The organism is Neoaquamicrobium sediminum (assembly GCF_040970315.1).
GTDB classification, from domain to species: Bacteria; Pseudomonadota; Alphaproteobacteria; order Rhizobiales; family Rhizobiaceae; genus Aerobium; species Aerobium sediminum.
Genome location: NZ_JAZHFV010000003.1, coordinates 261465 through 283827 on the forward strand (window position 1 = coordinate 261465; position 22363 = coordinate 283827).

Here is a 22363-nt window from a genome sequence, read left to right on the forward strand (position 1 = left end):
GTTTTGATGGGGCTCATGTAGCATAGAGGCTTCGGCGTGCAAGCGATTACCGGGTGGGGAACGCCGCATGGACGGGGAGACGGCGACGCGAGAAGACGAGCGCCTGCAGTTCGGCGCGCGTGTCGTCGCGCCCGAAAATGCTGCCCCCGAAGTCCATCGTCCGCAAACCATGCGAGCGCTGCCGCCGCCCGTACCCACAAGCAGTCTCACTCCGCTCGCGAGGCTCGGTCCTGCGCTGCGCCGCAGCTTCTACAGCGAGCTTGAGCATGGCACCGCGTTCGTCTTCGTGCCGGTTTTCATCGCGCTGGGCGCGCTTTTCTATTTCTCGGCACCGGCCGAGCCAGGACTTGGCGGCCTGCTTCTGGCCACTGGTCTGCTCGCGGCCCTGTCACTCGCGCTCGCAAACCGGCCTGGACTACGGATGGCGTCGCTCGCGGTGTTGATCACGCTCACGGGCGTTCTTGCCGCGAAATTCGAGACATGGCGGGCCAGCACGCAGATGCTCGGCTCCGAGATTTCGACGCGCCTTACCGGCCGCGTTGTGCGCATCGAGCAGCAGGCATCCGGACGCATCCGCCTGACGCTGGATGTCATCGCGACCGAGCGGCCGGTGCTTCGTTATGCGCCGGATCGCGTTCGTGCAACCGCCCGCGCGGTGCCAGAAACATTGCGGCCTGGAGATGCCGTGCAAGGTCTTGTCCGGCTGATGCCTGCTTCCGGGCCAGTCCGCCCGCAAAGCTATGACTTTGCCTTCAACAGCTACTTCGACGGTATCGGCGCGGTCGGCTTTTTCCTCAGAAATCCGGAGCTCGTGGAAACGGCAGACAAACCCGGGTTGATGACTGCCGCCGCCGCATGGGTGGAGGGCTGGCGTACGCGCATGGCGCAGGACATCGCGGCCAGCATCGGCGGCCCTGAGGGCGCTATCGCGGCCGCGCTGATTACGGGTATCCGCGCAGGCATACCGGAAGAGATGAACGAGGCACTGCGGGTGGTCGGGCTCTATCACGTCATCTCCATCTCCGGCCTGCATATGGCCCTGGTGGCCGGGACCGTTATGTTCGGCTTGCGAACCGCCTTTGCGCTTGCACCGGGCTTTTCGTCGCGATGGCCGGCGAAGAAATATGCCGCCTTCGGTGCGCTCACCGCGACGGCGGCCTACCTCGTCATTTCGGGCGCAGGCATTGCCGCGCAGCGCAGCTTCACCATGCTTGCGGTGATGCTGCTTGCGGTCATGGTCGACCGCGCGGCGCTCACGATGCGCAACCTTGCCATATCGGCCGTCATCATCCTGCTGATTGCCCCGCATGAGGTGATGGGGCCGAGCTTCCACATGTCGTTTGCCGCAACCGCCGCGCTTGTGGCCGCTTACGCGGCCTGGGCCTCGTACCGCGAAAGGCGGACGCCGCGCCGACAGGCCGCAAAGTACGGTCCCGTGCGGCTGGCCTTCACAACGGGCATGAAATACGTCTCGGGACTGTCGCTGACGTCAGTCGTCGCGGGTCTCGCAACGGCGCTTTTCACCGCATGGCACTTCCAGCAGGTTTCGCCGCTCGGCCTCGTCGCCAACCTTGCGGCAATGCCATTCGTCTCCGCCGTCGTCATGCCGGCGGCGGTGCTCGCATGCCTGTTGATGCCCTTCGGCCTCGAAGGGCCGGCGTTGTATGCGATGGGGATGGGCATATCCGCGATGAATTCGATAGCCGTGTGGCTTGCCGAGCGATCGGCATTCGACGCCACCGGCGCGATCCCGCTTTCGGCGGTGCTGATGCTGACCGCAGCGCTGGCGATCCTGACGATGGCTGGCAGCGCCCTGCGCTGGGCAGCACTTCCGCTGCTCATCGCCGGGGCGTTCCTGATCGCGACACGGCAGTTGCCGCATGTCTTCGTCTCGGAGGACGCGCGGCTCGTTGCTGTCGATCGCGGCAATGGGCGCCTCGCCGTCAACCGCGCGCGACCAAGCGCCTTTACCATCCAGAATTGGCAGCGGGCCGCACAAGCCGGCGAACTGGTTTGGCCCATCGAAGGTGATGCCGGGCTCCCGCCTCATGCCGCCCTGAGTGACGATGAGAGCGAGTTGCCTTTCCGGTGCGGCGAAGGGCTTTGCATAGCGCGCCATGGCGGCGGCGGCATAGTCGTTCACGCCGACGGCGAACGAACGGCTTCGACTGCGTGTTCTTATGCCAGCCTGATCGTCATCGACGACGCCACTGCGAACAATCCTTGCCGGGATAGCAGCGTTGCGGTCATCACCAAGCGCGATCTGGCCCGCCGCGGCAGCGCCGAGATCGTCTTCGAGAACGACATCATCAGGGAAACACGCGGGACCGGAGCAAGCCCTGGCACAGGCGCCAGCGACTTGGATCGCACTTCCGCGAGACCGGCTTTATACCCAAACATCCGTTTCGCGATCCGCGAACCTTATCGGCACTGGCACGCGCACCGGCAGTATTCGCGGGAGGCGAGGGGACTTCCACCCTGGCAGAAATCGCAAGGTGAGTAACACCCCGCCGGCTGCCGCGATACCTTTGCAGCGGAAGCGCTGATCGGTGCGTCCTTCAAGGCTCGCGGAGCCTGTCCTCGGGCTCGCCGAAGGCAAGACCCGGGGGCTCGCATCTCAGCATGAGGGAGGGTGTGCATCGCCCGGGAATCCTGCTGCCCGACGGGCTATTCCTTGACGTGCATAGAGCCCAATAGGTTGGATTCGATCAATCCGCCCCTCATGCTCATCCTCAGTCGAGCATGACCTTGTCTAAGGGCCGCTCAATACCGCCGAATAAGCCCGACAAGCCTGCCTTGCACCTTCACGCGATCGGGACCGAAGATACGGGTTTCGTAGGCCGGATTGGCGGCCTCCAGTGCGATCGAGGCGCCCTTGCGGCGGAACCGCTTGAGGGTTGCTTCCTCATCGTCGACGAGCGCCACCACGATGTCGCCGGGATTGGCGGTCTGGCCGTCGCGGATGATGACGGTGTCGCCGTCGAAGATGCCAGCCTCGATCATCGAGTCGCCCTTGACCTCGAGTGCGTAGTGCTCGCCGCCCGAAAGCATTTCCGGCGGAACGCTGATCGAATGCGTCCTGTGCTGGATCGCCTCGATCGGCACGCCGGCGGCAATCCGGCCCATTACGGGAATCGCAACGGCCGCACCGGCATCATCGTCATTGCTGGCAGCCTGGATGCGCGAGGGTTCAGGCGCTCGGCCAAGGCTGCCTTGAATGACGCTGGGCGAGAACTTTTTGGCCGCATTGAGCCCCGGCGCGATCGAGTCCGGCAGCCGCAGCACTTCCAGCGCACGTGCCCTGTTGGGCAGGCGTCGAATGAAGCCGCGCTCCTCGAGCGCCGTAATCAGGCGGTGAATACCGGACTTGGAAGCGAGGTCGAGCGCCTCCTTCATCTCGTCGAAGGAAGGGGGAATGCCAGTTTCCTTCAGCCTTTCATGGATGAAGAGAAGCAGTTCGTGTTGCTTGCGCGTCAGCATTCTGTTGCCCCTTTTGGGAATCAGTCCATAAACAAAACCAGAACAAACACTATCTGTTCCAGTTGTGTTCCGCAACGGCTTAAATTATCGTGAACTTGGCAGCTCGAGGCCGCCCTTATTGCCCAAGCCAGGCTCAGCGCAGCATCAACACGCGGCAGGCATCACCCGCCTCCGACGCGGCCACGTTCGGTTCGCGGATGATGAGCGCGTTGGCGTGCGCCAGTGTCGTCAGCATCGAGGAATCCTGCACGGCGAACGGCCTTGCAACGAGGCGCCCGTCCTCAAGCGTCGCTGCCGCGCGGACATAATCCTGCCGGTGATCGTTGGCCTTCATGGCTTCGCCAAGGACGGCTTCCCTTATGTCGGCAACATGTGGGCGGCCGCCAAGCTTCGCGAGCAGCGGTTTCAGGAACAGATGCGCGCAGACGAGGCTTGAAACCGGATTTCCCGGCAGGCCGAGTACACGGGTCTCGGCTAGTCTGCCGAACATCAGCGGCTTGCCGGGGCGCATGGCGATCTTCCAGAACTCGAGCGCCATGCCTTCGCCAGTAAGCACCTCGCGGACGAGGTCGTGGTCGCCGACCGAAGCACCGCCGAGCGTCACGATCACGTCGGCACCGGCCGAGATTGCGTCACGGACGCGCTCGGCAAGCACGCCGCGATCGTCAGGCGCGATGCCGAGATCCAGCACCCGAGCGCCTGCATCGCGCGCCAGCGCCGCGACCCCATAGCCGTTCGATGCGATGATCTGGTCGGGCCCGGGTTCCGAACCGGGCGGCAGCAACTCGCTGCCCGTGGCCAGGATCGCGACCAGCGGCGTGCGCACCACCGAAAGGAGCGGGTGGTTGCCGGCTGCTGCGAGCGACAGCGCTGCAGCGTCGAGCGCCCGGCCTTTGGCCAAAAGGATGTCGCCGACGCGGAAATCGAGCCCGGCAGCCCTTACGTGACGGCCAGGGGTGACCGCTTCGCTGGCGCGGATGGTTAGTCCGTCTTCGTCCGGCTCGGCATCTTCCTGAAGCAGAACCGCATCCGCGCCTTCGGGGACAGGTGCGCCTGTGAAGATGCGTACGGCCTCGCCGGCGCCGACCGCGCCATCGAAGCGCTGGCCGGCTATCGATTGACCGATGACCGTCAGAGCAGTGGATTGGTCGACCGTATCCGCGGCGCGCACCGCATATCCGTCCATTGCCGAAGCGGGGAAGGGAGGCTGCGTCCGCCGTGCCTCCACGGCGTTGGCCAGCACATGTCCGGCTGCGTCTCCAATCGCGATCTCCTCGGCGGGCAGGGCCGTCACATCGTCGAGCAGCCGGCGCAGCGCTTCGTCAACCGGCAGCAGGCCAGCCATGTCAGACGTCCTGCAGCCGGTAATCGCCGGACTTGCCGCCGGACTTTTCCACCACACGGATGTCGGAAATCGTCATGGCGCGGTCGGCTGCCTTGGCCATGTCGTAGATCGTCAGGCAGGCGACCGAAGCCGCCGTCAGCGCTTCCATCTCGACGCCGGTCTTGCCGGTCACGCGGGCGAGCGCCGTGACGCGCAGGCCGGGCAGGTTGTCATCCGGTTCTATCTCGACCGAAACCTTGGTGAGCAGGAGCGGATGGCAGAGCGGGATCAGCTCGTGCGTCCGCTTGGCGGCCATGATGCCGGCAATGCGGGCGGTGCCGAGCACGTCCCCCTTCTTTGCATCGCCGGCGAGGATCATGGCCAGCGTGGAGGGCTGCATCGTCACCGCGCCTTGCGCAACCGCCGTGCGCTCAGTCTCCTGCTTGCCGCCGACATCGACCATGTTGGCCTCGCCGGATGCGCCAAGATGCGTGAGGCCGCTCACGGCGTCAGCCTGCCAGCCGATGCGTGTCGAGACCGAGCAGCGACCGCGTAGCGCCGGCAACATCGGCCTGCCGCATCAGGCTTTCGCCGACGAGGAAGGTGGAGATGCCGGAGCGAGCCAGGCGCGCGCAGTCGGCATTGGTGAAGATGCCGCTCTCGCCGACGATGAGCTTTTCTTGGGGGATGCGCGCCGCCAGTCGCTCCGAGGTTTCGAGGCTCACCTCGAAGGTGCGCAGGTTGCGGTTGTTGATACCGACGAGCGGCGAGGACAGGTGCTTCAGCGCGCGATCCAGTTCCGCCTCGTCATGCACCTCGACGAGCACGTCCATGCCGATGGCATGGGCCTCATCCTCGAGTGCTTTCGCTTCATCGTCGGACAGGCTCGCCATGATGACGAGGATCGCATCGGCACCCCAGCTTCGCGCCTCGTGAACCTGATAGGCCTCGAACATGAAATCCTTGCGGAGCGCGGGCAGGGCGGTGGCGGCCCGCGCCTCGGTCAGGAATTCGGGCGCACCTTGGAAAGACGGGCGGTCGGTCAGCACCGACAGGCACGCAGCGCCTCCCTGCTCGTAAGCGTGCGCAAGCGCGGGCGGATCGAAGTCGGCACGGATGAGCCCCTTCGAGGGGCTCGCCTTCTTGATCTCGGCGATCAGCGCGAACTGTCCGGCTTCGTGCCTGGCCTCGAGCGCCTTGCGAAAACCGCGAGGCGGGGTCTGGTCGGCAGCCCGCGCCTTGACCTCGGCAAGCGGAAGCTCGGCCTTGGCAGCAGCGATCTCCTCGCGCTTGTAGGCCTCGATCTTGCGCAGAATATCAGTCATGCCGCTCCCCGGTTGGAGACGTGCACCAGTAGTTCGAGCGCGGAGGCCGCCGACCCGTTATCGATTGAGCGGGTGGCAAGCTCCATGCCCTCGTCTAGCGTCCGGGCCTTGCCGGCCACGACAAGCGCGCCTGCCGCATTCAGGAGGGAGATATCGCGATAAGCACCCTTGTCGCCGGCAAGCACGCCACGAAGCGCCCTGGCGTTGTGAGCCGCATCGGCGCCCTTCAGGTCCTCGGGCTTGACGCGTGCCAGGCCGACCTCCTCGGGTTGGACCTCGAAGGTACGGATCTTGCCGTTCTCCAGCGCCGCGACCATCGTCGTGCCGGCCGTCGTCATTTCGTCCAGCCCGTCGCCATGGACGACCCAGACAGCTTCCGAACCCTGTGCCTTGAGCACTTCGGCGATCGGCTCCACCCATTGCGGGGCAAACACACCGACGAGCTGGCGCTTGACGCCGGCAGGATTCGACAGAGGGCCGAGCAGGTTGAAGATCGTACGGGTGCCGAGTTCCACACGCGAGGCGCCGACATGGCGCATGGCCGAATGGTGGACCGGCGCGAACATGAAGCCGAGCCCGGCTTCCTCGATGCAGGCCGCGATGGTTTCGGCCCCGATCTCGATATTGACCCCAAGAGCGGCAAGCGCATCCGCCGCCCCCGACTTCGACGAGAGTGCGCGGTTGCCATGCTTGGCCACCGGCACCCCGGCGCCGGCAACGATGAAGGCGGCGCAGGTGGAGACGTTATAGGTGCCTGACGCATCGCCACCCGTGCCGACGATGTCGATGGCGTTGGCCGGCGCGCGGACGGGAAGCATCTTGGCCCGCATGGTGGCCACGGCGCCGGAAATCTCGTCCACCGTTTCACCGCGCGTACGAAGCGCCATCAGGAACCCGCCGATCTGACTCGGCGTCGCTTCGCCAGACATCATGATGCTGAAAGCCTCGCGCGCCTCCTCGAAGGACAGCGGCGTGCCGTTCGCGACCTTGGCTATGTGAGACTTGAAGTCGTTCATTGCGTCGCTCAGAAGCTCAGCGCCTGCTGCACGGCACCACGGTCGATCGTCACCGGATATTCGGTCTGAAGCCGTGCAACGAGCTGGTCCAGCAGGTCGTCGGAGATCGCAGATGCGAAACGATCGCGGGCTTCGGCGGGCAGGGCGTCGGGACCGGCACCGGCCGGCACCAGCACATCCGTCACGCGAAACACGACCTGGGCGTCACCATCCTGCGCCGGCGCAAGGCCAGTTTCGCCCCGCGCTACGGAGAAGACGGCGGCCACGCCTGCATCGCCGAGCTCGGCATCGTTGGCGTCGCGCTTCAGTCCGCGCCTGACCTGCACCTCGAGTTCGAGTTCCTCCGCGACCTCGGTCAGGGCCTTGCCATCGGCAACCTGCTTTTCGATTTCCTCGGCGCGGGTGGCCAGTCTCGTTGCGACCTGGTTCTCCTTCCAGTCGGTAACGACCTGATCGCGAACCTCCTCGAGCGTGCGGTCGCGTGCCTCCGTGACGTCGTCGACCTCGTAGAACAGGTAACCCGACGATCCGGTGTTCAGCGGCGAATTCTCGACGCCGATTTCACTGTCGAATGCCTCCTGGAGCAGGGCGTTCGATTCGGGCAGGTCGGTCAGGATCGTGCCTTCAGGATTGCGGCCGCTGCGGTCGACCGCCTCGACCGTAACGACCTCAAGCCGGTTGCGGGCGGCGGCTTCCGCCATGGTTTCGCCGCCGGCGCGCGCATCTTCATAGCCTTCGTAGACGTCGTCCAGAATGCGGGTTGCTTCGCCCAGCGCGATGTCGCTGCGAATCTGCTGTTCGACTTCGGCGAGCGGCTGAACCTTTGCCGGCTGAACTTCCGGAACTCTAACGAGCAGCGATCCGAACGCGCCGTCGACCACGTCGCTGACTTCGCCTTCGGCCAGTGCAAACGCGGCCTCGGCGATTGCCGGGTCGGCCACGTCGGCCTTCGCGAAAGTGCCAAGCACGACGTCGCCCATCGTCTTGCCTTGCTCGGTCACGACCTCCTCGAAGGTCGCGCCGCCACGGATCTTGTCCAGCGCAGCCTGCGCGGCTTCCGCATCGGCAAAGACGAGCTGTTCGATCTTGCGCTGCTCCGGCGATGTGAAGCGAGCGGCGTTGTCCTCGTAATAACGCTCGACCTCCTCCGCCTGGATAGCGGCCGGGTCGGCAATATCTGCAGGTTCCAGCTTGACGTAGGAGATGCGCCGGTATTCCGGCGCGGCGTAATTGGCCTTGTTCTCTTCGAAATACGCTTCGAGCACATCCTGCGCAGGCTCTTCGATAGGTTCGACCAGGGACCGCGACAGGACGATGTAGTCGACCGTGCGGTCCTCGCCCTGATAGAGCGACACGGCGCGCAGGAAAGCATCCGGCGCCGTCATGCCGTCCGAGACCGCTTCGATGATCTGCTGACGCACCGCAGCCTGCTCGCGGTTCTTCAGATAGTCTTCCGGCCGCATGCCGATCTGGCGCAGCACGAAATCGAACTGGTTGCGGTCGAACCGACCGTCAGCCCCCTGGAAGGCGGGATCCTCGGCCGTCATTGCGGCCAACCGGTCGCGCGAAAGCCCGAGCCGCATCTCGCGCGCCTGTTCGTCCAGCACGGCGCCGGCCGCAAGCTGCGAAAGCACGCGGTTGTCGACACCGAACTGCTGCGCCTGTTCACGCGTCACCGGCACGCCGAATTGCTGCGACAGCAGCGAGAGCTGCCGATCGTAGGCGAGACGGTATTCGAGGATGGACACGCGCGTATCCCCTGCGGTCAGCACGTTGGAGCCGAGTCCACCGAAAATCTGTCCGGAAATGCCCCATACCGCGAAACTGAGCACCAGCATCACGAGAAGCAGCTTGGCGATCCAGGATCTGGCGGCGTTTCTGAGGGAATTGAGCATGTTTTCTTCCGGTTACCTGATGTGAGCCTCGGCAATACCGTCCTTCCCGGCCGGTGTCGATTGCTTTGTGCCCGGTTTTTGGTAGGAGAACCTAGCCTCGAGACCGAAGGAAGGGAACACGCGCGATGACACCAGGTATCCGCCCGCTGGTTGCCGGCAACTGGAAAATGAATGGCACGAGCGCATCGCTCAACGAGCTGGTCTCGATCGGCAACGGTTTCATGAAGGGGCTGGAAGCGGAAACCGACGCGCTCGTCTGCGTTCCCGCTACCCTGCTGTGGCGGGCGTCGGAAATTCTGCACCGCACGCCGGTAAAGTCTGGCGGACAGGATTGCCACGCAAAGGAGACGGGCGCGCATACCGGCGACATTTCGGCCGAAATGCTCAAGGACGCGGGTGCGTCGGCCGTCATCGTCGGCCACTCCGAGCGGCGCACCGACCATGGCGAAACCGACGCGGATGTGCGCGCGAAAGCGGAAGCGGCGTGGCGTGCGGGGATCGTCGCGATTATCTGCATCGGCGAGACGCAGGCCGAACGTGAAGCCGGACAGACCCTCGACGTACTGTCGCGCCAGATCGCCGGCTCCGTGCCGCATGGAGCGACCCACGCGACCGCCGTCATCGCCTACGAGCCGGTCTGGGCCATCGGAACGGGACTGACGCCTTCTGTGGACGACGTCGCGCAGGCGCATGCTCATATCAGGACCGAACTGACGAAACTCGTCGGCGACGAGGCGGGCCGCATGCGCATTCTCTATGGCGGATCGGTCAAGCCCTCCAACGCCGGCGAGTTGCTGGCTGTGGCCAATGTCGACGGGGCACTGGTCGGCGGTGCCAGCCTCAAGGCTTCCGATTTCCTGGGCATCGCCGAGGCCTACCGGTCGTTTTAGGTGGGCAAACTTGCATATGCCGTCTTTTTTGCAGCGCCATTCCTTCCCATATGGGTTGGAATGCGCGGCAAAGGCGTGTAATGAGCCGCGTCCGCTGCGGCACAACTACAGTGCTGCGCGATAGAACAATCCGGATTGAATCATGCAGACAGTGCTCATCGTCATTCACCTGATGGTTGTCCTCGCCCTTGTTGGCGTGGTCCTCCTGCAGCGCTCCGAAGGTGGCGGGCTTGGCATCGGTGGCGGCTCCGGCTTCATGACGGCGCGCGGCGCCGCCAATACGCTGACCCGCGCGACGGCGATGCTGGCGACCGCGTTTTTCGCGACGTCGCTGGCCCTGTCGCTGCTGGCGCGTTACGGCGACCAGCCGACCGACATCTTCGACCGCATGCCGACGACCCAGCAGGGCGCGCCTTCAGGCGAGGGCGGCGTTCTCGACCAGCTTGGCGGCGAGGACACCCCGCCGGCACAAGCCCCGGAACCCGCGCAGCCGCAGGTTCCGAGCGGGCAGTAAGCATCGCCACATAGGCGAAAGACAGGGCCGGCAGGTGCCGGCCCTTTTGTTTGGGCGAAGAAAAACCGACGCCCTGACAAATTTTGACTGGTGGAATCACTCCTATCGGGTTAAGCGACGACTCCCATGGCGCGATACGTTTTCATCACCGGCGGCGTGGTTTCCTCACTCGGTAAAGGCATTGCAGCAGCAGCTCTCGGAGCCCTGCTTCAGGCGCGTGGCTACCGTGTGCGGATCCGCAAGCTAGATCCCTACCTCAACGTCGATCCGGGCACGATGTCGCCCTATCAGCACGGCGAGGTCTTCGTCACAGACGACGGCGCCGAGACCGATCTGGATCTCGGCCATTACGAGCGCTTCACCGGACGGTCCGCCAACCAGCAGGACAACATCACCACCGGGCGCATCTACAAGAACATCATCGAGCGCGAGCGGCGCGGTGACTATCTCGGCGCGACAGTGCAGGTGATCCCCCACGTCACCGACGAGATCAAGAATTTCGTCCTCGACGGCAACGACGACTACGATTTCGTCCTGTGCGAGATCGGCGGTACGGTCGGCGACATCGAGGCGATGCCGTTTCTCGAGGCGATCCGCCAGCTCGGCAACGACCTCCCGCGCGGGCAGGCGGTCTATATCCACCTGACGCTGATGCCGTGGATTCCGGCCGCTGGCGAACTCAAGACCAAGCCGACCCAGCATTCGGTAAAGGAACTGCGCTCCATCGGCATCGCGCCGGACATTCTGCTGGTGCGCGCCGACCGCGCAATCCCGAAGGAAGAGCGCCGGAAGCTGTCGCTGTTCTGCAACGTGCGCGAATCGGCCGTCATCCAGGCGCTCGACGTGGCGCATATCTACGACGTGCCGATGGCCTATCATCGCGAAGGGCTCGACAGTGAAGTGCTGGCCGCCTTCGGCATCGACCCGGCCCCCAAGCCGCGCATGGCGCCATGGGAAGGCGTCGCAGAGCGCATCCACAACCCGGAAGGCGAGGTCACGATCGCCATCGTCGGCAAATATACCGGTCTCAAGGACGCGTATAAATCGCTGATCGAGGCGCTCTCGCATGGCGGCATGGCCAACCGGGTGCGCGTGAAGCTCGACTGGATCGAGGCCGAGATCTTCGAGAAGGAGGACCCGGCGCCGTTCCTGGAGAAGGTACACGGTATTCTCGTGCCTGGCGGTTTCGGCGAGCGCGGGGCGGAAGGCAAGATTCTGGCGGCGAAGTTCGCCCGCGAACGCAAGGTTCCCTATTTCGGCATCTGCTTCGGCATGCAGATGGCCTGCATTGAGGCCGCCCGTTCGCTCGCCGGCATCGAAAAGGCCTCGTCAACCGAGTTCGGGGCGACGTCCGAGCCCGTGGTGGGCCTGATGACGGAATGGCTGAAGGGCAACATGCTCGAAAAGCGCGCGGCAAGCGGCGACCTCGGCGGCACCATGCGGCTGGGCGCTTACGCGGCGAAGCTGGGCGAGGGCACGAAGATCGCCGACATCTACGGCAATACGGATATTTCCGAGCGCCACCGCCACCGCTACGAGGTCAATGTCGACTACAAGGAGCGGCTGGAAGCGTGCGGGCTTGTCTTCGCCGGCATGTCGCCGGACGGCGTGCTGCCGGAAACGGTCGAATACCAGGATCATCCGTGGTTCATCGGTGTGCAGTATCACCCTGAGCTGAAGTCGCGCCCGCTGGAACCTCACCCGCTGTTTGCAAGCTTCATCGGCGCAGCCGTCGAGCAGAGCCGACTGGTCTGATCCGCCGATATCGCGACCGCCGCGCATCTTGATGCCGGAAACGCGGCAGTAACTCGTTTTTGTTACAAACGATCTGGCGAAGCGCCTGCATGAGGCTATGCTGGATTTGCGGTGCTGCATCGGGCGCGACGCGGGGCAATGGGGCTTGGTTTGAGTATGGTTTTCGGCTTCGTTGCAAGCCATGGTCGTCTGATCCTGTCCGCGGCCGCAGCACTTGGCGCGGTGCTGGCGACGCTCTCCACAATGCCCGAAATCCTGCTTTTTAGGGAGCGGCTGGCGCTCAGCATCTTCGAGCTTGAGAGCGATGTGGAACTCCAGCCCGTCGACCTTGCGACCCATGACGGCCTCATGCTGCGCTCCTGGTATCATCCGCCTCGCGCAGGTAAGCCGGTCATTGTCTATTTTCCCGGTCGCGTTGGTGACGTCATCAGGAAACCCCGTCACCTCTTCAGCCTCGCGGAGGAAGGCTACGGGCTGATGCTCGCCGGGTATCGCGGATATGGCGGCAATCCCGGACGGCCCAGCGAGCACAACCTTTACAAAGACGCCACTCGACTTCTGGAAAATGTCGCGGACAACCGGCTGGCCCCGAACGGCATCATTCTTTACGGCTACTCAATGGGAACCGGTATCGCCAGCTACATCGCGGCGCACTCGAAGCCCGTGGGCGTGGTTCTGGAAGCGCCCTTCACATCGTTCCGCGACATCGTCGGCCACAATGCGCGCCAGATGCCGTTGTGGCTCGTCCGCTCGCGGTTCGACACGCGGTCGCGCTACTCGTCCATCGAGGCGCCGATCCTGCTGCTCGCCGGCGAACGCGATACCGTGACGCCAGCCTCCTTCGCGACCCTGCTCGCGGCAGCCAACGAGCACCTGTCGCAACTGCACATCTTTCCCGAAGCATCCCATGACGACATGTTCGACCATGGGGCGTGGGAGGCCGTATCAAGCTTTCTCGGCGGGCTTCAGGAACTGGCCGTCGTGCCCGCCGCGGCAATGGAAGGCTTCGAACCGCTTCTCGATTGACCGTCCAGCTGCTCGGCGAGGGCTCCCCATACCCATGTATCCGGGCGGTGGAGCGGCCGATGAGGCTGTGGTATCGTCACCGCGCGGAAACGGGTATCCGACGACGATGGCCACCCCTCTCGACCTGTTGTTCAAGACACCGGGCAACGCGCCGCTCGATGGCAACGTACCGGCCGGCGTCGTGGAGGAGATGCGCGCCTATTCGGCTTATCTCGACACCGTCGTGCCGCCGAAGCGCGACGTTGACCGCAATATCCTCATCGCCACCTGGAACATCGCGCATTTCCGCTCGCTGACACGCAAATGGTCGGTGCCTGCCAGCTCGGAGGACAGCCCCAAACGCGACTACCGCAGCCTGTGGGCAATCGCAGAGATCGTGTCGCGTTTCGATGTCGTCGCTGTTCAGGAGGTGGGCGCGGGATTCGAGGCGTTGCGGGCGCTGATGGACGTGCTCGGCTCCAAATGGAGCTTCCTGATGACCGACCGCAACGAGGGGCAGGCCGGCAACAACGAGCACATAGCTTTCCTCTTCGATTCGTCGCGGGTCTCGCTTTCTGGACTGGCCGGCGAACTGGTCATCCCCGACGATGCCTCCAAATACGGATTCACCGAAGGCAGCTTCAAAAGGCAGTTCGCCCGTAATCCCTATGCCGTTTCCTTCCGCACCCGCGACACGACCTTCATCCTGGTCACCGCCCATATCGACTACGGCAACGAGGATACGCAGCGCCTGCCGGAACTGCGCGCCATCGCCCGCTGGATGCAGGATTGGGCAGCGCGGGAGAACCGGTGGCATCACAACCTGATCGCGCTCGGGGATTTCAATCTCGAGCGCATCGGCAACAAGCTCTACGAGGCCTTCGTCGAGACCGGGCTGGAAGTGCCCTTTGTGCTGCAAAGCCACCCGCGCACGATCTATGCCCGAGCATCCGAGCCTGAGAAAGACAGCTACCATGACCAGATCGCGTGGTTCTCCAAGGGGAGGGCGAAGCTGATCGACCTGGAACTCGCAGATGGCGGGATTGTCGAGACCTGGGGTCGGCTTCTCGTGGACCTGGGCCTGACGAAGGCGAGTTTCTCGGTACGTATCTCCGATCACTTCCCGCTTTGGGTCGAATTCAGGCCGTCGCAGGATTCCTCAATATCCGCTTGAAAGCGATGGCGCCCTAAGGCACACCGCGACCATGACAGAAAACACCGTACGCGCGCTCGATCACCTCGTATTGCCGACCGCAAATCTCGACGTGGCCCGCAAGCGGCTCGGAGCACTAGGCTTTACCGTGGCGCCGCAGGGCGTGCATCCGTTCGGCACCACCAACGCATGTGTCTATTTCGCCGACGGCACGTTTCTCGAACCGCTGGCGATCGGCGACCGAGATACGGTGAAATCCGCCGCGGTAACAGGCAACAGCTTCATCCTGCGCGACAGGCTTTTCCGTGGAACATATGGCGATGAAGGCCTGTCGGCCGTGGTGTTTGCGACCAAAGATGCCGAGGCCGACCATGCGGCCTTTGTCGACACTGGCATTTCGGCCGGTCCGATGGTCGAGTTTTCCCGGCCGTCGCTCGATGCCGCGGGCAGGGCCGACGTGGCGTCTTTCCGCCTTGCCTTTGCCTCGGATGGCTCGCCCGGCGCGTTTCTGTTCACCTGCGAACGCCGCAAGGTTCCGGCAATTGACCGGTCGACACTCGAAGGCCACGCCAACGGTGCGACGAGGATTACCCAGATCGATGCGGTTGCGCCCGACGCCGAGGCCTTCGCGCGGTTTTTGTCAAAGGCCGCCAATGCCAGCGTAACGGCGGCCCGCAAGATTGCCCTCGCAAACGGGATGCTCGACGTTTCCGAAGCCTCGCAGGCCGCCGATCCGCGGTTCACCGCCGTAACCTTCGGCATTCGCGACCTTGCTGCGGCCTCCGCCCTGTTCAACGCGAACGGGATCGATTACGAAACCCGCGAAAACGCCCTCCGCGTGCCGGCGACGGCCGGGCAGGGCGTCGATTTCATCTTTGAGGAGACCCGATGACCGCTCCCGACAAGACCGTCAGCGCGGGCGAAGTCCGCTTTTCCAACACCGCGCCGCTGGCGCTGATTGCCGGCCCCTGCCAGCTCGAATCACGCCAGCACGCCTTCGACATGGCCGGCGCGCTCAAGGAGATGTGCGCCAGGCTCGGCATCGGCCTCGTCTACAAGACCTCCTTCGACAAGGCCAACCGTACGTCGCTGTACAGCACACGAGGAAGCGGCCTGGATGCGGCTCTCCCGATCTTCGCCGACCTGCGTCGCGATCTGGCGCTGCCGGTGCTGACCGACATCCATACAGCAGAGCAGTGCGATGTGGTGGCCGAGGTCGTCGACATTCTCCAGATACCCGCGTTCCTTTCGCGGCAGACGGATTTGCTGGTCGCAGCCGCGAAGACGGGCAAGATTGTCAACGTGAAGAAAGGCCAGTTCCTTGCCCCCTGGGACATGAAAAACGTCATCGCCAAAGTCACTGCTTCTGGCAATACGAAAGTACTCGTTACCGAGCGCGGCGCATCCTTCGGTTACAACACGCTGGTTTCGGACATGCGCGCACTGCCGATCATGGCCGATATGGGCGCACCTGTGATTTTCGACGCCACCCATTCGGTGCAACAACCGGGCGGGCAGGGTAGTACTTCGGGTGGTGAACGACGTTTCGTGCAGACGTTGGCTCGCGCTGCCGTTGCCGTGGGTGTTGCCGGTGTCTTCATCGAGACGCATCAAGATCCGGACAATTCGACCTCTTCTGACGGCCCGAACATGGTGCCGCTGAAAGACATGCCGCGCTTGATCGAAACGCTGATGGAATTCGACCGCGTCTCGAAAGCCAGATAGCGCGTTCCGGAACTTCGCCGCTCTGTCCACATTGAATGGGTACAGGGTGGCGAACACAAAGGAGCAAGCAAAAATGGTCACCGCATCAGGACACACCGAAGCAATTCAGGCGTCCCGCGTCATTGGCACCGAGGTGTACAACACCGAAGGCGAGCATATCGGCACGATCGAGGACGTGATGCTCGAAAAGACGAACAACAGCATCATGTTCGCCGTCATCGGTTTCGGCGGCTTCCTCGGCATCGGCGAGAAATATCACGCTGTCCCATGGTCGGCGTTGGACTACGACCCTTCGCGAGGCGGCTATGTCGTTCCCTTCACGAAGGACCAGCTTAAGGCCGCGCCCGTGCATGACATCGCCGACCTGACGGGCGATGACGGCTATAAGGCGCGCGACGCCTCCTACAGCTATTATCAGGTTCCCCCATACTGGGTCTGATTGCACCAGGCGATTTACTGGCCCCGCGGTTCGCCGCGGGGCTTTTCGCATGAGGGGGAGGGCTGTACGCTCCGCTGCGAGTCTGTAACGCAGGAGCCCTTCATGTCCGCAAAAAGCTTTCCGGTCTTCGACCTTTCCCGTTTCGAGACCGCGACCGGTGCCGACAGGGAAGCGCTTGGCGCGGAGGTCGATCGCATCTGCCGGGAAACCGGCTTTCTGGCGATCTCCGGCCACGGCGTTCCGCAGGAGGTCATCGATCGGGCCTGGAATGCGGCGCACGATTTCTTCGACCTGCCGGCACAGGAGAAGCACGAGGCGCGGGCGCCGTATGCGGGCTATCCCTACGGCTATCTCGGACCGGAGCTCGAGGCGCTGGCGAAATCGCGGGGAGAAGACACCCCGCCGGACCTGAAGGAGAGCTTCAACGGCGGGCCGCTGTCGGTGCCGGAGGGGCTTAACGACGAGCAGGCCCTGGCCTTCTGTTATGCGGATACCATCTGGCCCACGGGACCGGCCGGCTTTCGTGATGCCTGGACAGCCTATTATCGCGCCATGGAAGATCTGGCCGCCCGCATCATGCAGGTCTTCGCGGTGGCGCTGCACCTTCCGGAAGACGCCTTTGCCGCGACGATCGACAAGCCGATCAGTGCGCTGCGCGCACTGAACTATCCCGAACAGGCAGTGCCACCGAAGCCCGGCCAGTTGCGTGCCGGCGCGCATACCGATTACGGCAGTCTGACGATCCTGTTGCCGCAGGCGGGCTCCGGCGGCCTGCAGATTCTCGATCCAGCCGGCGAATGGGTCGACGTTCCACCCGTGCCGGGCGCCTTCGTCATCAACATCGGCGACCTGATGGCACGCTGGACGAACGATCGTTGGGTCTCGACGCTGCATCGCGTGGTCAACCCGCAGCTCGCTGCCGGCGCATCGTCGCGCCGCCAGTCCTTCGCCTTCTTCCACCAGCCCAATTGGCATCAGGAGATCGCCTGCCTGCCGACCTGTCTGGCACCGGGCGAAAAGCCGAAATATGAACCGGTCCTGTCGGGGCCCTACCTGATGTCGAAATTCCAGGCGACGGTGAAACCCGCGGCCTGAAGCGCCCGCGCTGCCGATTGCCTCGCACCGGTCCTTTCGCTAAGAGGGCGACGACCCGCCATTCTCCAGCGAAGGGACCTCGCCATGACTGCAATCATCGACATCATCGGCCGCGAAATACTCGACAGCCGCGGCAATCCGACCGTCGAGGTCGATGTTGTGCTGGAGGACGGCTCGATGGGCCGCGCCGCCGTGCCTTCCGGCGCCTCGACCGGCGCGCACGAGGCGGTGGAACTCCGCGATGGCGGCTCGCGCTACCTCGGCAAGGGCGTCAAAAGCGCGGTCGATGCCGTCAATGGCGAGATATTCGAGGCGATCGGCGGGCTCGAGGCCGAAGACCAGATTCAGATCGACCGCACGATGATCGAACTGGACGGAACGCCCAACAAGGGCCGTCTGGGGGCAAACGCCATCCTCGGCGTGTCGCTCGCGGTCGCCAAGGCGGCGGCCGAAGCTTCCTCGCTGCCGCTTTACCGTTATGTCGGCGGCGCTGGCGCGCACGTACTGCCGGTGCCGATGATGAACATCATCAATGGCGGCGCCCATGCCGACAACCCTATCGATTTCCAGGAATTCATGATCATGCCGGTCGGCGCCGAGACCTTCCGTGAAGGCCTGCGCTGGGGCGCGGAAATCTTCCACACTCTCAAGAAGGGTCTGAAGGACGCCGGCCACAACACCAATGTCGGAGACGAAGGCGGTTTCGCGCCTAACATCAAGAACGCCCAGGCGGCGCTCGACTTCGTCCTCGCCTCCATCGAGAAGGCCGGCTACAAGCCCGGCGAGCAGGTTGCCATCGCGCTCGATTGCGCGGCTACCGAGTTCTTCAAGGACGGCGCCTACGTCTACGAGGGCGAGAAGAAGACGCGCGATCCCAAGGCGCAGGCGAAATATCTCGCCAAGCTTGCCGCCGACTACCCGATCATCTCTATCGAGGACGGCATGGCCGAGGACGACTGGGATGGCTGGAAAATCCTCACCGACCTCTGCGGCAAGAATGTCCAGCTCGTCGGCGACGACCTCTTCGTCACCAACTCCGCCCGCCTCAAGGACGGCATCCGCATGGGCGTGGCCAATTCGATCCTCGTCAAGGTTAACCAGATCGGCTCGCTGACCGAGACGCTCGACGCGGTCGAGACAGCCCACAAGGCCGGCTACACCGCCGTCATGTCGCACCGCTCGGGCGAGACCGAGGATTCGACCATCGCCGATCTCGCGGTCGCGACCAATTGCGGGCAGATCAAGACCGGCTCGCTTGCCCGTTCCGACAGGCTGGCAAAATACAACCAGCTCCTGCGCATCGAGGAGGAGCTCGGCAAGAGCGCGCGTTACGCGGGCAAGAGCATCCTGAAGGGCTGAAAATTGAAAGGGGCGGCTACGATGGTAACCGCCCCTTAAGCATAATGGTGTCCAATGAGGCGGTTGTTTTGAGTATCGCGTCATTGCCATGTGGACACGTCAGCATAAGAAAAGGAACACGGGTGCGTTGATCGTTCCGGCGATCGCGGCGGTGTTCCTGTCCTACTTCGGGTTCCACGCCTTCAATGGCGAATACGGCATCTACTCCAAATACCGGCTGGAAGAACGCGTGGCCTCGCTCGAGAGCAACCTCGAAGCCGTCAAGACGCAACGCATTCGTCTTGAACGTCGCGTCCAGCTCCTGCATGATGGAACCCTCGAAAAGGACATGCTCGACGAGCATGCGCGCCGGGCCCTGAACCTGGGTCTTCCGGACGAGGTCGTGATCATGAGGCCGCTTCCGGTGGATTAACCGAAAGTCGGTTAATCGTGGGAATACCCTGCAAATAGAGATGTTTATGTGCATGTGAGCCATGCGTTTTTCCGCATGGCGGATCGCGATTTCGCGTGGTAGCCTTTCCTTAAATGAGGGAGGCTGGATGTCGCCCTCGGTCCGTGAAGAGACGAAACAGGGAGCGACCCATGGCGACAGCCGCCAGGAAGACGTCCGCAAAATCGAAAGCGGATGCCAAGACCCAGTCCGCGCGCAAAGCGCCGCCGCCAGCGAAATTCACCAAGGAAGACGAACTCAAGGCGTATCGCGACATGCTGCTGATACGGCGCTTTGAGGAAAAGGCCGGCCAGCTTTACGGAATGGGCTTCATCGGCGGTTTCTGCCACCTCTATATCGGGCAGGAAGCGGTCGTGACGGGCATGAAGATGGCCCTGATCGATGGCGACCAGATGATCACCGCCTATCGAGACCACGGCCACATGCTGGCGATGGAAATGTCGCCGCGTGGCGTGATGGCCGAGTTGACGGGCCGCCGGGGAGGCTACTCCAAGGGCAAGGGCGGCTCGATGCACATGTTCTCCAAGGAGAAGAACTTCTACGGCGGCCATGGCATCGTCGGCGCGCAGGTCTCGCTCGGCACCGGGCTCGCCTTCGCCAACAGGTATCGGGGTAACAACAACGTCTCGCTGACCTATTTCGGCGACGGCGCCGCCAACCAGGGCCAGGTCTACGAGAGCTTCAACATGGCCTCGCTGTGGAAGCTGCCCGTCATCTACATCATCGAGAACAACCGCTACGCAATGGGCACTTCGGTAAGCCGCTCATCGGCCGAAACTGACTTCTCCCATCGTGGTGCATCGTTCCGCATACCGGGCATGCAGGTCGACGGCATGGACGTCCGCGCGGTCAAGAGTGCCGGCGAGATGGCTGTCGAGCACTGCCGCTCGGGTAACGGGCCGATCATCCTCGAGATGCAGACCTATCGCTATCGCGGCCATTCGATGTCCGACCCGGCCAAATACCGCTCCAAGGACGAAGTGCAGAAGATGCGCTCGGAGCACGACCCGATCGAACAGGTCAAGGCGCGGCTGCTGGAGGCCAAGTGGGCCACGGAGGACGACCTGAAGAAGATCGACAAGGAAGTGCGGGACATCGTCGCTGACGCTGCCGATTTCGCACAGACCGATTCCGAGCCGGATCCGTCCGAGCTCTACACCGATATTCTGCTCTAGAGGGAGGCGGACCATGCCGATTGAAATCCTCATGCCCGCTCTTTCTCCGACGATGGAAGAGGGCAATCTTTCAAAATGGGTCAAGAAGGAGGGCGACGTCGTCGCCCCCGGCGACGTCATCGCCGAAATCGAGACCGACAAGGCGACCATGGAAGTCGAGGCCGTTGACGAAGGCACGCTTGGCAAGATTCTCGTGGCCGAAGGCACCGAGGGCGTGAAGGTCAACACGCCGATTGCCGTGCTGCTGGGCGAGGGCGAAAGCGCCGGCGACATCGGTTCGGGCAAGGGCGCTGCGCCCGAGAAGGCTCCGGCAGGGGCAAACGACGCCGATGGAAAGCCGCGCGAGGAGCCGGCCGAAGCCGTGAAACCGGATACGGACGCCAGCCCGGTGCCGGCGGCGCCAAAGGCGGAAGTCGCTGCCGATCCAGATATCCCGGCTGGCACCGAGATGGTGCAGACCACCGTGCGCGAAGCACTGCGCGACGCGATGGCCGAGGAAATGCGCCGCGACGAGGATGTCTTCGTCATGGGCGAGGAGGTTGCCGAATATCAGGGCGCCTACAAGATCACGCAGGGATTGCTGCAGGAATTCGGGGCCAGACGCGTCGTCGATACGCCGATCACCGAGCACGGCTTTGCGGGCGTCGGCGTGGGCGCGGCGATGGCCGGGCTCAAGCCCATCGTCGAATTCATGACCTTCAACTTCGCCATGCAGGCGATCGACCAGATCGTGAATTCGGCCGCCAAGACGCTCTACATGGCCGGCGGCCAGATGGGCGCGCCGATCGTCTTCCGCGGTCCCAACGGGGCGGCAGCCCGCGTGGCTGCCCAGCACTCGCAGTGCTATGCCGCCTGGTACGGGCACATTCCCGGCCTCAAGGTGGTGATGCCCTATACCGCGGCCGATGCGAAGGGGCTGCTCAAGGCGGCGATCCGCGACCCGAACCCGGTGATCTTCCTGGAAAACGAAATCCTTTACGGCCAGTCCTTCGACGTGCCGAAGATGGACGATTTCGTACTGCCCATCGGGAAGGCGCGCATCCACAAGGAAGGCAAGGACGTCACCCTCGTCTCCTTCGGCATCGGCATGACCTATGCGGTCAAGGCAGAAGCCGAACTGCGTGGCATGGGCCTCGATGTCGAGATCATCGACCTGCGCACCATCCGGCCGCTGGACTTCGACACGGTGATCGCATCGGTCAAGAAGACAAACCGCCTCGTGGTTGTCGAGGAAGGCTTCCCGCAATCCTCCGTCGGCGACCACATCGCCAGCCAGGTGATGCAGCGCGCCTTCGACCATCTCGACGCGCCGGTTATCACGATCGCCGGCAAGGATGTTCCGATGCCGTATGCGGCCAATCTCGAGAAGCTGGCGCTGCCCAGCGTCGCCGAGGTCGTCGAGGCGGTGAAAGCCGTCACCTACCGGAGCTGATCATGTCCAACGATCTCGACGTACCGGACGAGGTTGCTGGCGATCCGACATTCGACGAAGTGTTGCGTGTCTGGATAGCTCAAGACTCCGTGGTGACGATGCGCAATATCTTCGGACCGGAAGGTAACAACTGGGGGATGGTGATTGCTGATGTTGCAGTTCACATCGCCAGAATGCGGCTGGAACAGGACGACATTCCAATGTCGGAAACCTTCGCTGCCATTGAGAGCGGCTATCAAGGACGCATGTCGGATTACCATCACCTGAACTACAGTTCACTTTCAAGGAAGCACTAGGTCAGCCGATGAGCGACACCAAACGCCCAGCCAC

Annotated in this window: 21 protein-coding genes; 15 read left to right on the forward strand and 6 right to left on the reverse strand. The window is 63.6% G+C overall.

What is annotated here, in order from left to right:
• Nucleotides 1–67: 67 nt before the first annotated feature.
• On the forward strand, nucleotides 68–2503 hold the full coding sequence (locus V1479_RS11835) for a ComEC/Rec2 family competence protein (RefSeq protein ID WP_368803062.1): 2436 nt from the start codon (nucleotides 68–70) through the stop codon (nucleotides 2501–2503).
• Nucleotides 2504–2763: 260 nt separating this feature from the next.
• Here V1479_RS11835 and lexA read toward each other — a convergent pair whose 3' ends face one another.
• The 6 genes from lexA to V1479_RS11865 form a co-directional block, all read right to left on the reverse strand.
• Nucleotides 2764–3480, reverse strand: coding sequence for a transcriptional repressor LexA (gene lexA / locus V1479_RS11840; protein ID WP_368803063.1), 717 nt, complete (start codon nucleotides 3478–3480; stop codon nucleotides 2764–2766).
• A 133-nt stretch (nucleotides 3481–3613) separates the two neighbouring features.
• Nucleotides 3614–4825: a molybdopterin molybdotransferase MoeA gene (locus V1479_RS11845; RefSeq protein WP_368803064.1), complete on the reverse strand. Its 1212-nt coding sequence runs from the start codon at nucleotides 4823–4825 to the stop codon at nucleotides 3614–3616.
• A 1-nt stretch (nucleotide 4826) separates the two neighbouring features.
• Nucleotides 4827–5309, reverse strand: a complete 483-nt coding sequence (gene moaC / locus V1479_RS11850) for a cyclic pyranopterin monophosphate synthase MoaC (protein ID WP_368803065.1) — start codon at nucleotides 5307–5309, stop codon at nucleotides 4827–4829.
• A 4-nt stretch (nucleotides 5310–5313) separates the two neighbouring features.
• Complete coding sequence (trpC, locus tag V1479_RS11855; protein WP_368803066.1) at nucleotides 5314–6129, reverse strand: indole-3-glycerol phosphate synthase TrpC; 816 nt, start codon at nucleotides 6127–6129, stop codon at nucleotides 5314–5316.
• A complete protein-coding gene (gene trpD / locus V1479_RS11860; protein ID WP_368803067.1) occupies nucleotides 6126–7145 on the reverse strand; it encodes an anthranilate phosphoribosyltransferase in 1020 nt (339 codons plus the stop codon). Before trpD ends, trpC begins: the two co-directional genes overlap by 4 nt.
• An 8-nt stretch (nucleotides 7146–7153) precedes the next feature.
• Nucleotides 7154–9040, reverse strand: a complete 1887-nt coding sequence (locus tag V1479_RS11865) for a peptidylprolyl isomerase (protein WP_368803068.1) — start codon at nucleotides 9038–9040, stop codon at nucleotides 7154–7156.
• Between the two features lie 125 nt (nucleotides 9041–9165).
• On the opposite strand from V1479_RS11865, the gene tpiA reads away from it, so the two are divergent.
• The 14 genes from tpiA to V1479_RS11935 all read left to right on the forward strand — a co-directional run bounded on the left by tpiA (nucleotide 9166) and on the right by V1479_RS11935 (nucleotide 22329).
• Complete coding sequence (tpiA, locus tag V1479_RS11870; protein ID WP_368803069.1) at nucleotides 9166–9930, forward strand: triose-phosphate isomerase; 765 nt, start codon at nucleotides 9166–9168, stop codon at nucleotides 9928–9930.
• A gap of 142 nt (nucleotides 9931–10072) precedes the next feature.
• Entirely contained in the window at nucleotides 10073–10444 is a 372-nt protein-coding gene (gene secG, locus V1479_RS11875) for a preprotein translocase subunit SecG (RefSeq protein ID WP_368803070.1), read from the forward strand.
• 126 nt (nucleotides 10445–10570) lie between these two features.
• Nucleotides 10571–12199 (forward strand): CTP synthase, encoded by a 1629-nt coding sequence (gene pyrG / locus V1479_RS11880; protein ID WP_368803071.1) that lies wholly within the window; start codon nucleotides 10571–10573, stop codon nucleotides 12197–12199.
• Nucleotides 12200–12355: 156 nt separating this feature from the next.
• The gene (locus V1479_RS11885; RefSeq protein ID WP_368803284.1) at nucleotides 12356–13225 is read left to right on the forward strand and encodes an alpha/beta hydrolase; all 870 of its coding nucleotides are present in this window, start codon (nucleotides 12356–12358) and stop codon (nucleotides 13223–13225) included.
• Between the two features lie 106 nt (nucleotides 13226–13331).
• A complete protein-coding gene (locus V1479_RS11890; RefSeq protein ID WP_368803072.1) occupies nucleotides 13332–14378 on the forward strand; it encodes an endonuclease/exonuclease/phosphatase family protein in 1047 nt (348 codons plus the stop codon).
• 31 nt (nucleotides 14379–14409) lie between these two features.
• A complete protein-coding gene (locus V1479_RS11895; RefSeq protein ID WP_368803073.1) occupies nucleotides 14410–15249 on the forward strand; it encodes a VOC family protein in 840 nt (279 codons plus the stop codon).
• A complete protein-coding gene (gene kdsA / locus V1479_RS11900; RefSeq protein ID WP_368803074.1) occupies nucleotides 15246–16082 on the forward strand; it encodes a 3-deoxy-8-phosphooctulonate synthase in 837 nt (278 codons plus the stop codon). The genes V1479_RS11895 and kdsA overlap by 4 nt, the downstream gene beginning before the upstream one ends.
• A gap of 73 nt (nucleotides 16083–16155) precedes the next feature.
• Entirely contained in the window at nucleotides 16156–16521 is a 366-nt protein-coding gene (locus V1479_RS11905; protein ID WP_368803075.1) for a PRC-barrel domain-containing protein, read from the forward strand.
• 102 nt (nucleotides 16522–16623) lie between these two features.
• Nucleotides 16624–17616: an isopenicillin N synthase family dioxygenase gene (locus V1479_RS11910; RefSeq protein ID WP_368803076.1), complete on the forward strand. Its 993-nt coding sequence runs from the start codon at nucleotides 16624–16626 to the stop codon at nucleotides 17614–17616.
• Nucleotides 17617–17700: 84 nt separating this feature from the next.
• The gene (gene eno / locus V1479_RS11915; RefSeq protein WP_368803077.1) at nucleotides 17701–18975 is read left to right on the forward strand and encodes a phosphopyruvate hydratase; all 1275 of its coding nucleotides are present in this window, start codon (nucleotides 17701–17703) and stop codon (nucleotides 18973–18975) included.
• An 88-nt stretch (nucleotides 18976–19063) separates the two neighbouring features.
• Nucleotides 19064–19387 (forward strand): FtsB family cell division protein, encoded by a 324-nt coding sequence (locus tag V1479_RS11920; protein WP_368803078.1) that lies wholly within the window; start codon nucleotides 19064–19066, stop codon nucleotides 19385–19387.
• 170 nt (nucleotides 19388–19557) lie between these two features.
• A complete protein-coding gene (pdhA, locus tag V1479_RS11925; RefSeq protein ID WP_368803079.1) occupies nucleotides 19558–20601 on the forward strand; it encodes a pyruvate dehydrogenase (acetyl-transferring) E1 component subunit alpha in 1044 nt (347 codons plus the stop codon).
• Nucleotides 20602–20614: 13 nt separating this feature from the next.
• The gene (locus V1479_RS11930) at nucleotides 20615–22033 is read left to right on the forward strand and encodes a pyruvate dehydrogenase complex E1 component subunit beta (protein ID WP_368803080.1); all 1419 of its coding nucleotides are present in this window, start codon (nucleotides 20615–20617) and stop codon (nucleotides 22031–22033) included.
• Between the two features lie 2 nt (nucleotides 22034–22035).
• The gene (locus V1479_RS11935) at nucleotides 22036–22329 is read left to right on the forward strand and encodes a DUF5076 domain-containing protein (protein WP_368803081.1); all 294 of its coding nucleotides are present in this window, start codon (nucleotides 22036–22038) and stop codon (nucleotides 22327–22329) included.
• Nucleotides 22330–22363: the final 34 nt, after the last annotated feature.

What these genes read in the sequence shown, in the direction of transcription:
- V1479_RS11865 (WP_368803068.1), bottom strand. Translation starts at nt 9,040, where the DNA reads ATGCTCAATTCCCTCAGAAACGCCGCCAGATCCTGGATCGCCAAGCTG.
- pdhA (WP_368803079.1), top strand. Translation starts at nt 19,558, where the DNA reads ATGGCGACAGCCGCCAGGAAGACGTCCGCAAAATCGAAAGCGGATGCC.
- V1479_RS11885 (WP_368803284.1), top strand. Translation starts at nt 12,356, where the DNA reads ATGGTTTTCGGCTTCGTTGCAAGCCATGGTCGTCTGATCCTGTCCGCG.
- V1479_RS11935 (WP_368803081.1), top strand. Translation starts at nt 22,036, where the DNA reads ATGTCCAACGATCTCGACGTACCGGACGAGGTTGCTGGCGATCCGACA.
- tpiA (WP_368803069.1), top strand. Translation starts at nt 9,166, where the DNA reads ATGACACCAGGTATCCGCCCGCTGGTTGCCGGCAACTGGAAAATGAAT.
- kdsA (WP_368803074.1), top strand. Translation starts at nt 15,246, where the DNA reads ATGACCGCTCCCGACAAGACCGTCAGCGCGGGCGAAGTCCGCTTTTCC.
- eno (WP_368803077.1), top strand. Translation starts at nt 17,701, where the DNA reads ATGACTGCAATCATCGACATCATCGGCCGCGAAATACTCGACAGCCGC.
- V1479_RS11835 (WP_368803062.1), top strand. Translation starts at nt 68, where the DNA reads ATGGACGGGGAGACGGCGACGCGAGAAGACGAGCGCCTGCAGTTCGGC.
- V1479_RS11845 (WP_368803064.1), bottom strand. Translation starts at nt 4,825, where the DNA reads ATGGCTGGCCTGCTGCCGGTTGACGAAGCGCTGCGCCGGCTGCTCGAC.
- V1479_RS11920 (WP_368803078.1), top strand. Translation starts at nt 19,064, where the DNA reads ATGTGGACACGTCAGCATAAGAAAAGGAACACGGGTGCGTTGATCGTT.
- V1479_RS11890 (WP_368803072.1), top strand. Translation starts at nt 13,332, where the DNA reads ATGGCCACCCCTCTCGACCTGTTGTTCAAGACACCGGGCAACGCGCCG.
- trpC (WP_368803066.1), bottom strand. Translation starts at nt 6,129, where the DNA reads ATGACTGATATTCTGCGCAAGATCGAGGCCTACAAGCGCGAGGAGATC.
- V1479_RS11895 (WP_368803073.1), top strand. Translation starts at nt 14,410, where the DNA reads ATGACAGAAAACACCGTACGCGCGCTCGATCACCTCGTATTGCCGACC.
- pyrG (WP_368803071.1), top strand. Translation starts at nt 10,571, where the DNA reads ATGGCGCGATACGTTTTCATCACCGGCGGCGTGGTTTCCTCACTCGGT.
- V1479_RS11930 (WP_368803080.1), top strand. Translation starts at nt 20,615, where the DNA reads ATGCCGATTGAAATCCTCATGCCCGCTCTTTCTCCGACGATGGAAGAG.
- V1479_RS11905 (WP_368803075.1), top strand. Translation starts at nt 16,156, where the DNA reads ATGGTCACCGCATCAGGACACACCGAAGCAATTCAGGCGTCCCGCGTC.
- trpD (WP_368803067.1), bottom strand. Translation starts at nt 7,145, where the DNA reads ATGAACGACTTCAAGTCTCACATAGCCAAGGTCGCGAACGGCACGCCG.
- V1479_RS11910 (WP_368803076.1), top strand. Translation starts at nt 16,624, where the DNA reads ATGTCCGCAAAAAGCTTTCCGGTCTTCGACCTTTCCCGTTTCGAGACC.
- lexA (WP_368803063.1), bottom strand. Translation starts at nt 3,480, where the DNA reads ATGCTGACGCGCAAGCAACACGAACTGCTTCTCTTCATCCATGAAAGG.
- secG (WP_368803070.1), top strand. Translation starts at nt 10,073, where the DNA reads ATGCAGACAGTGCTCATCGTCATTCACCTGATGGTTGTCCTCGCCCTT.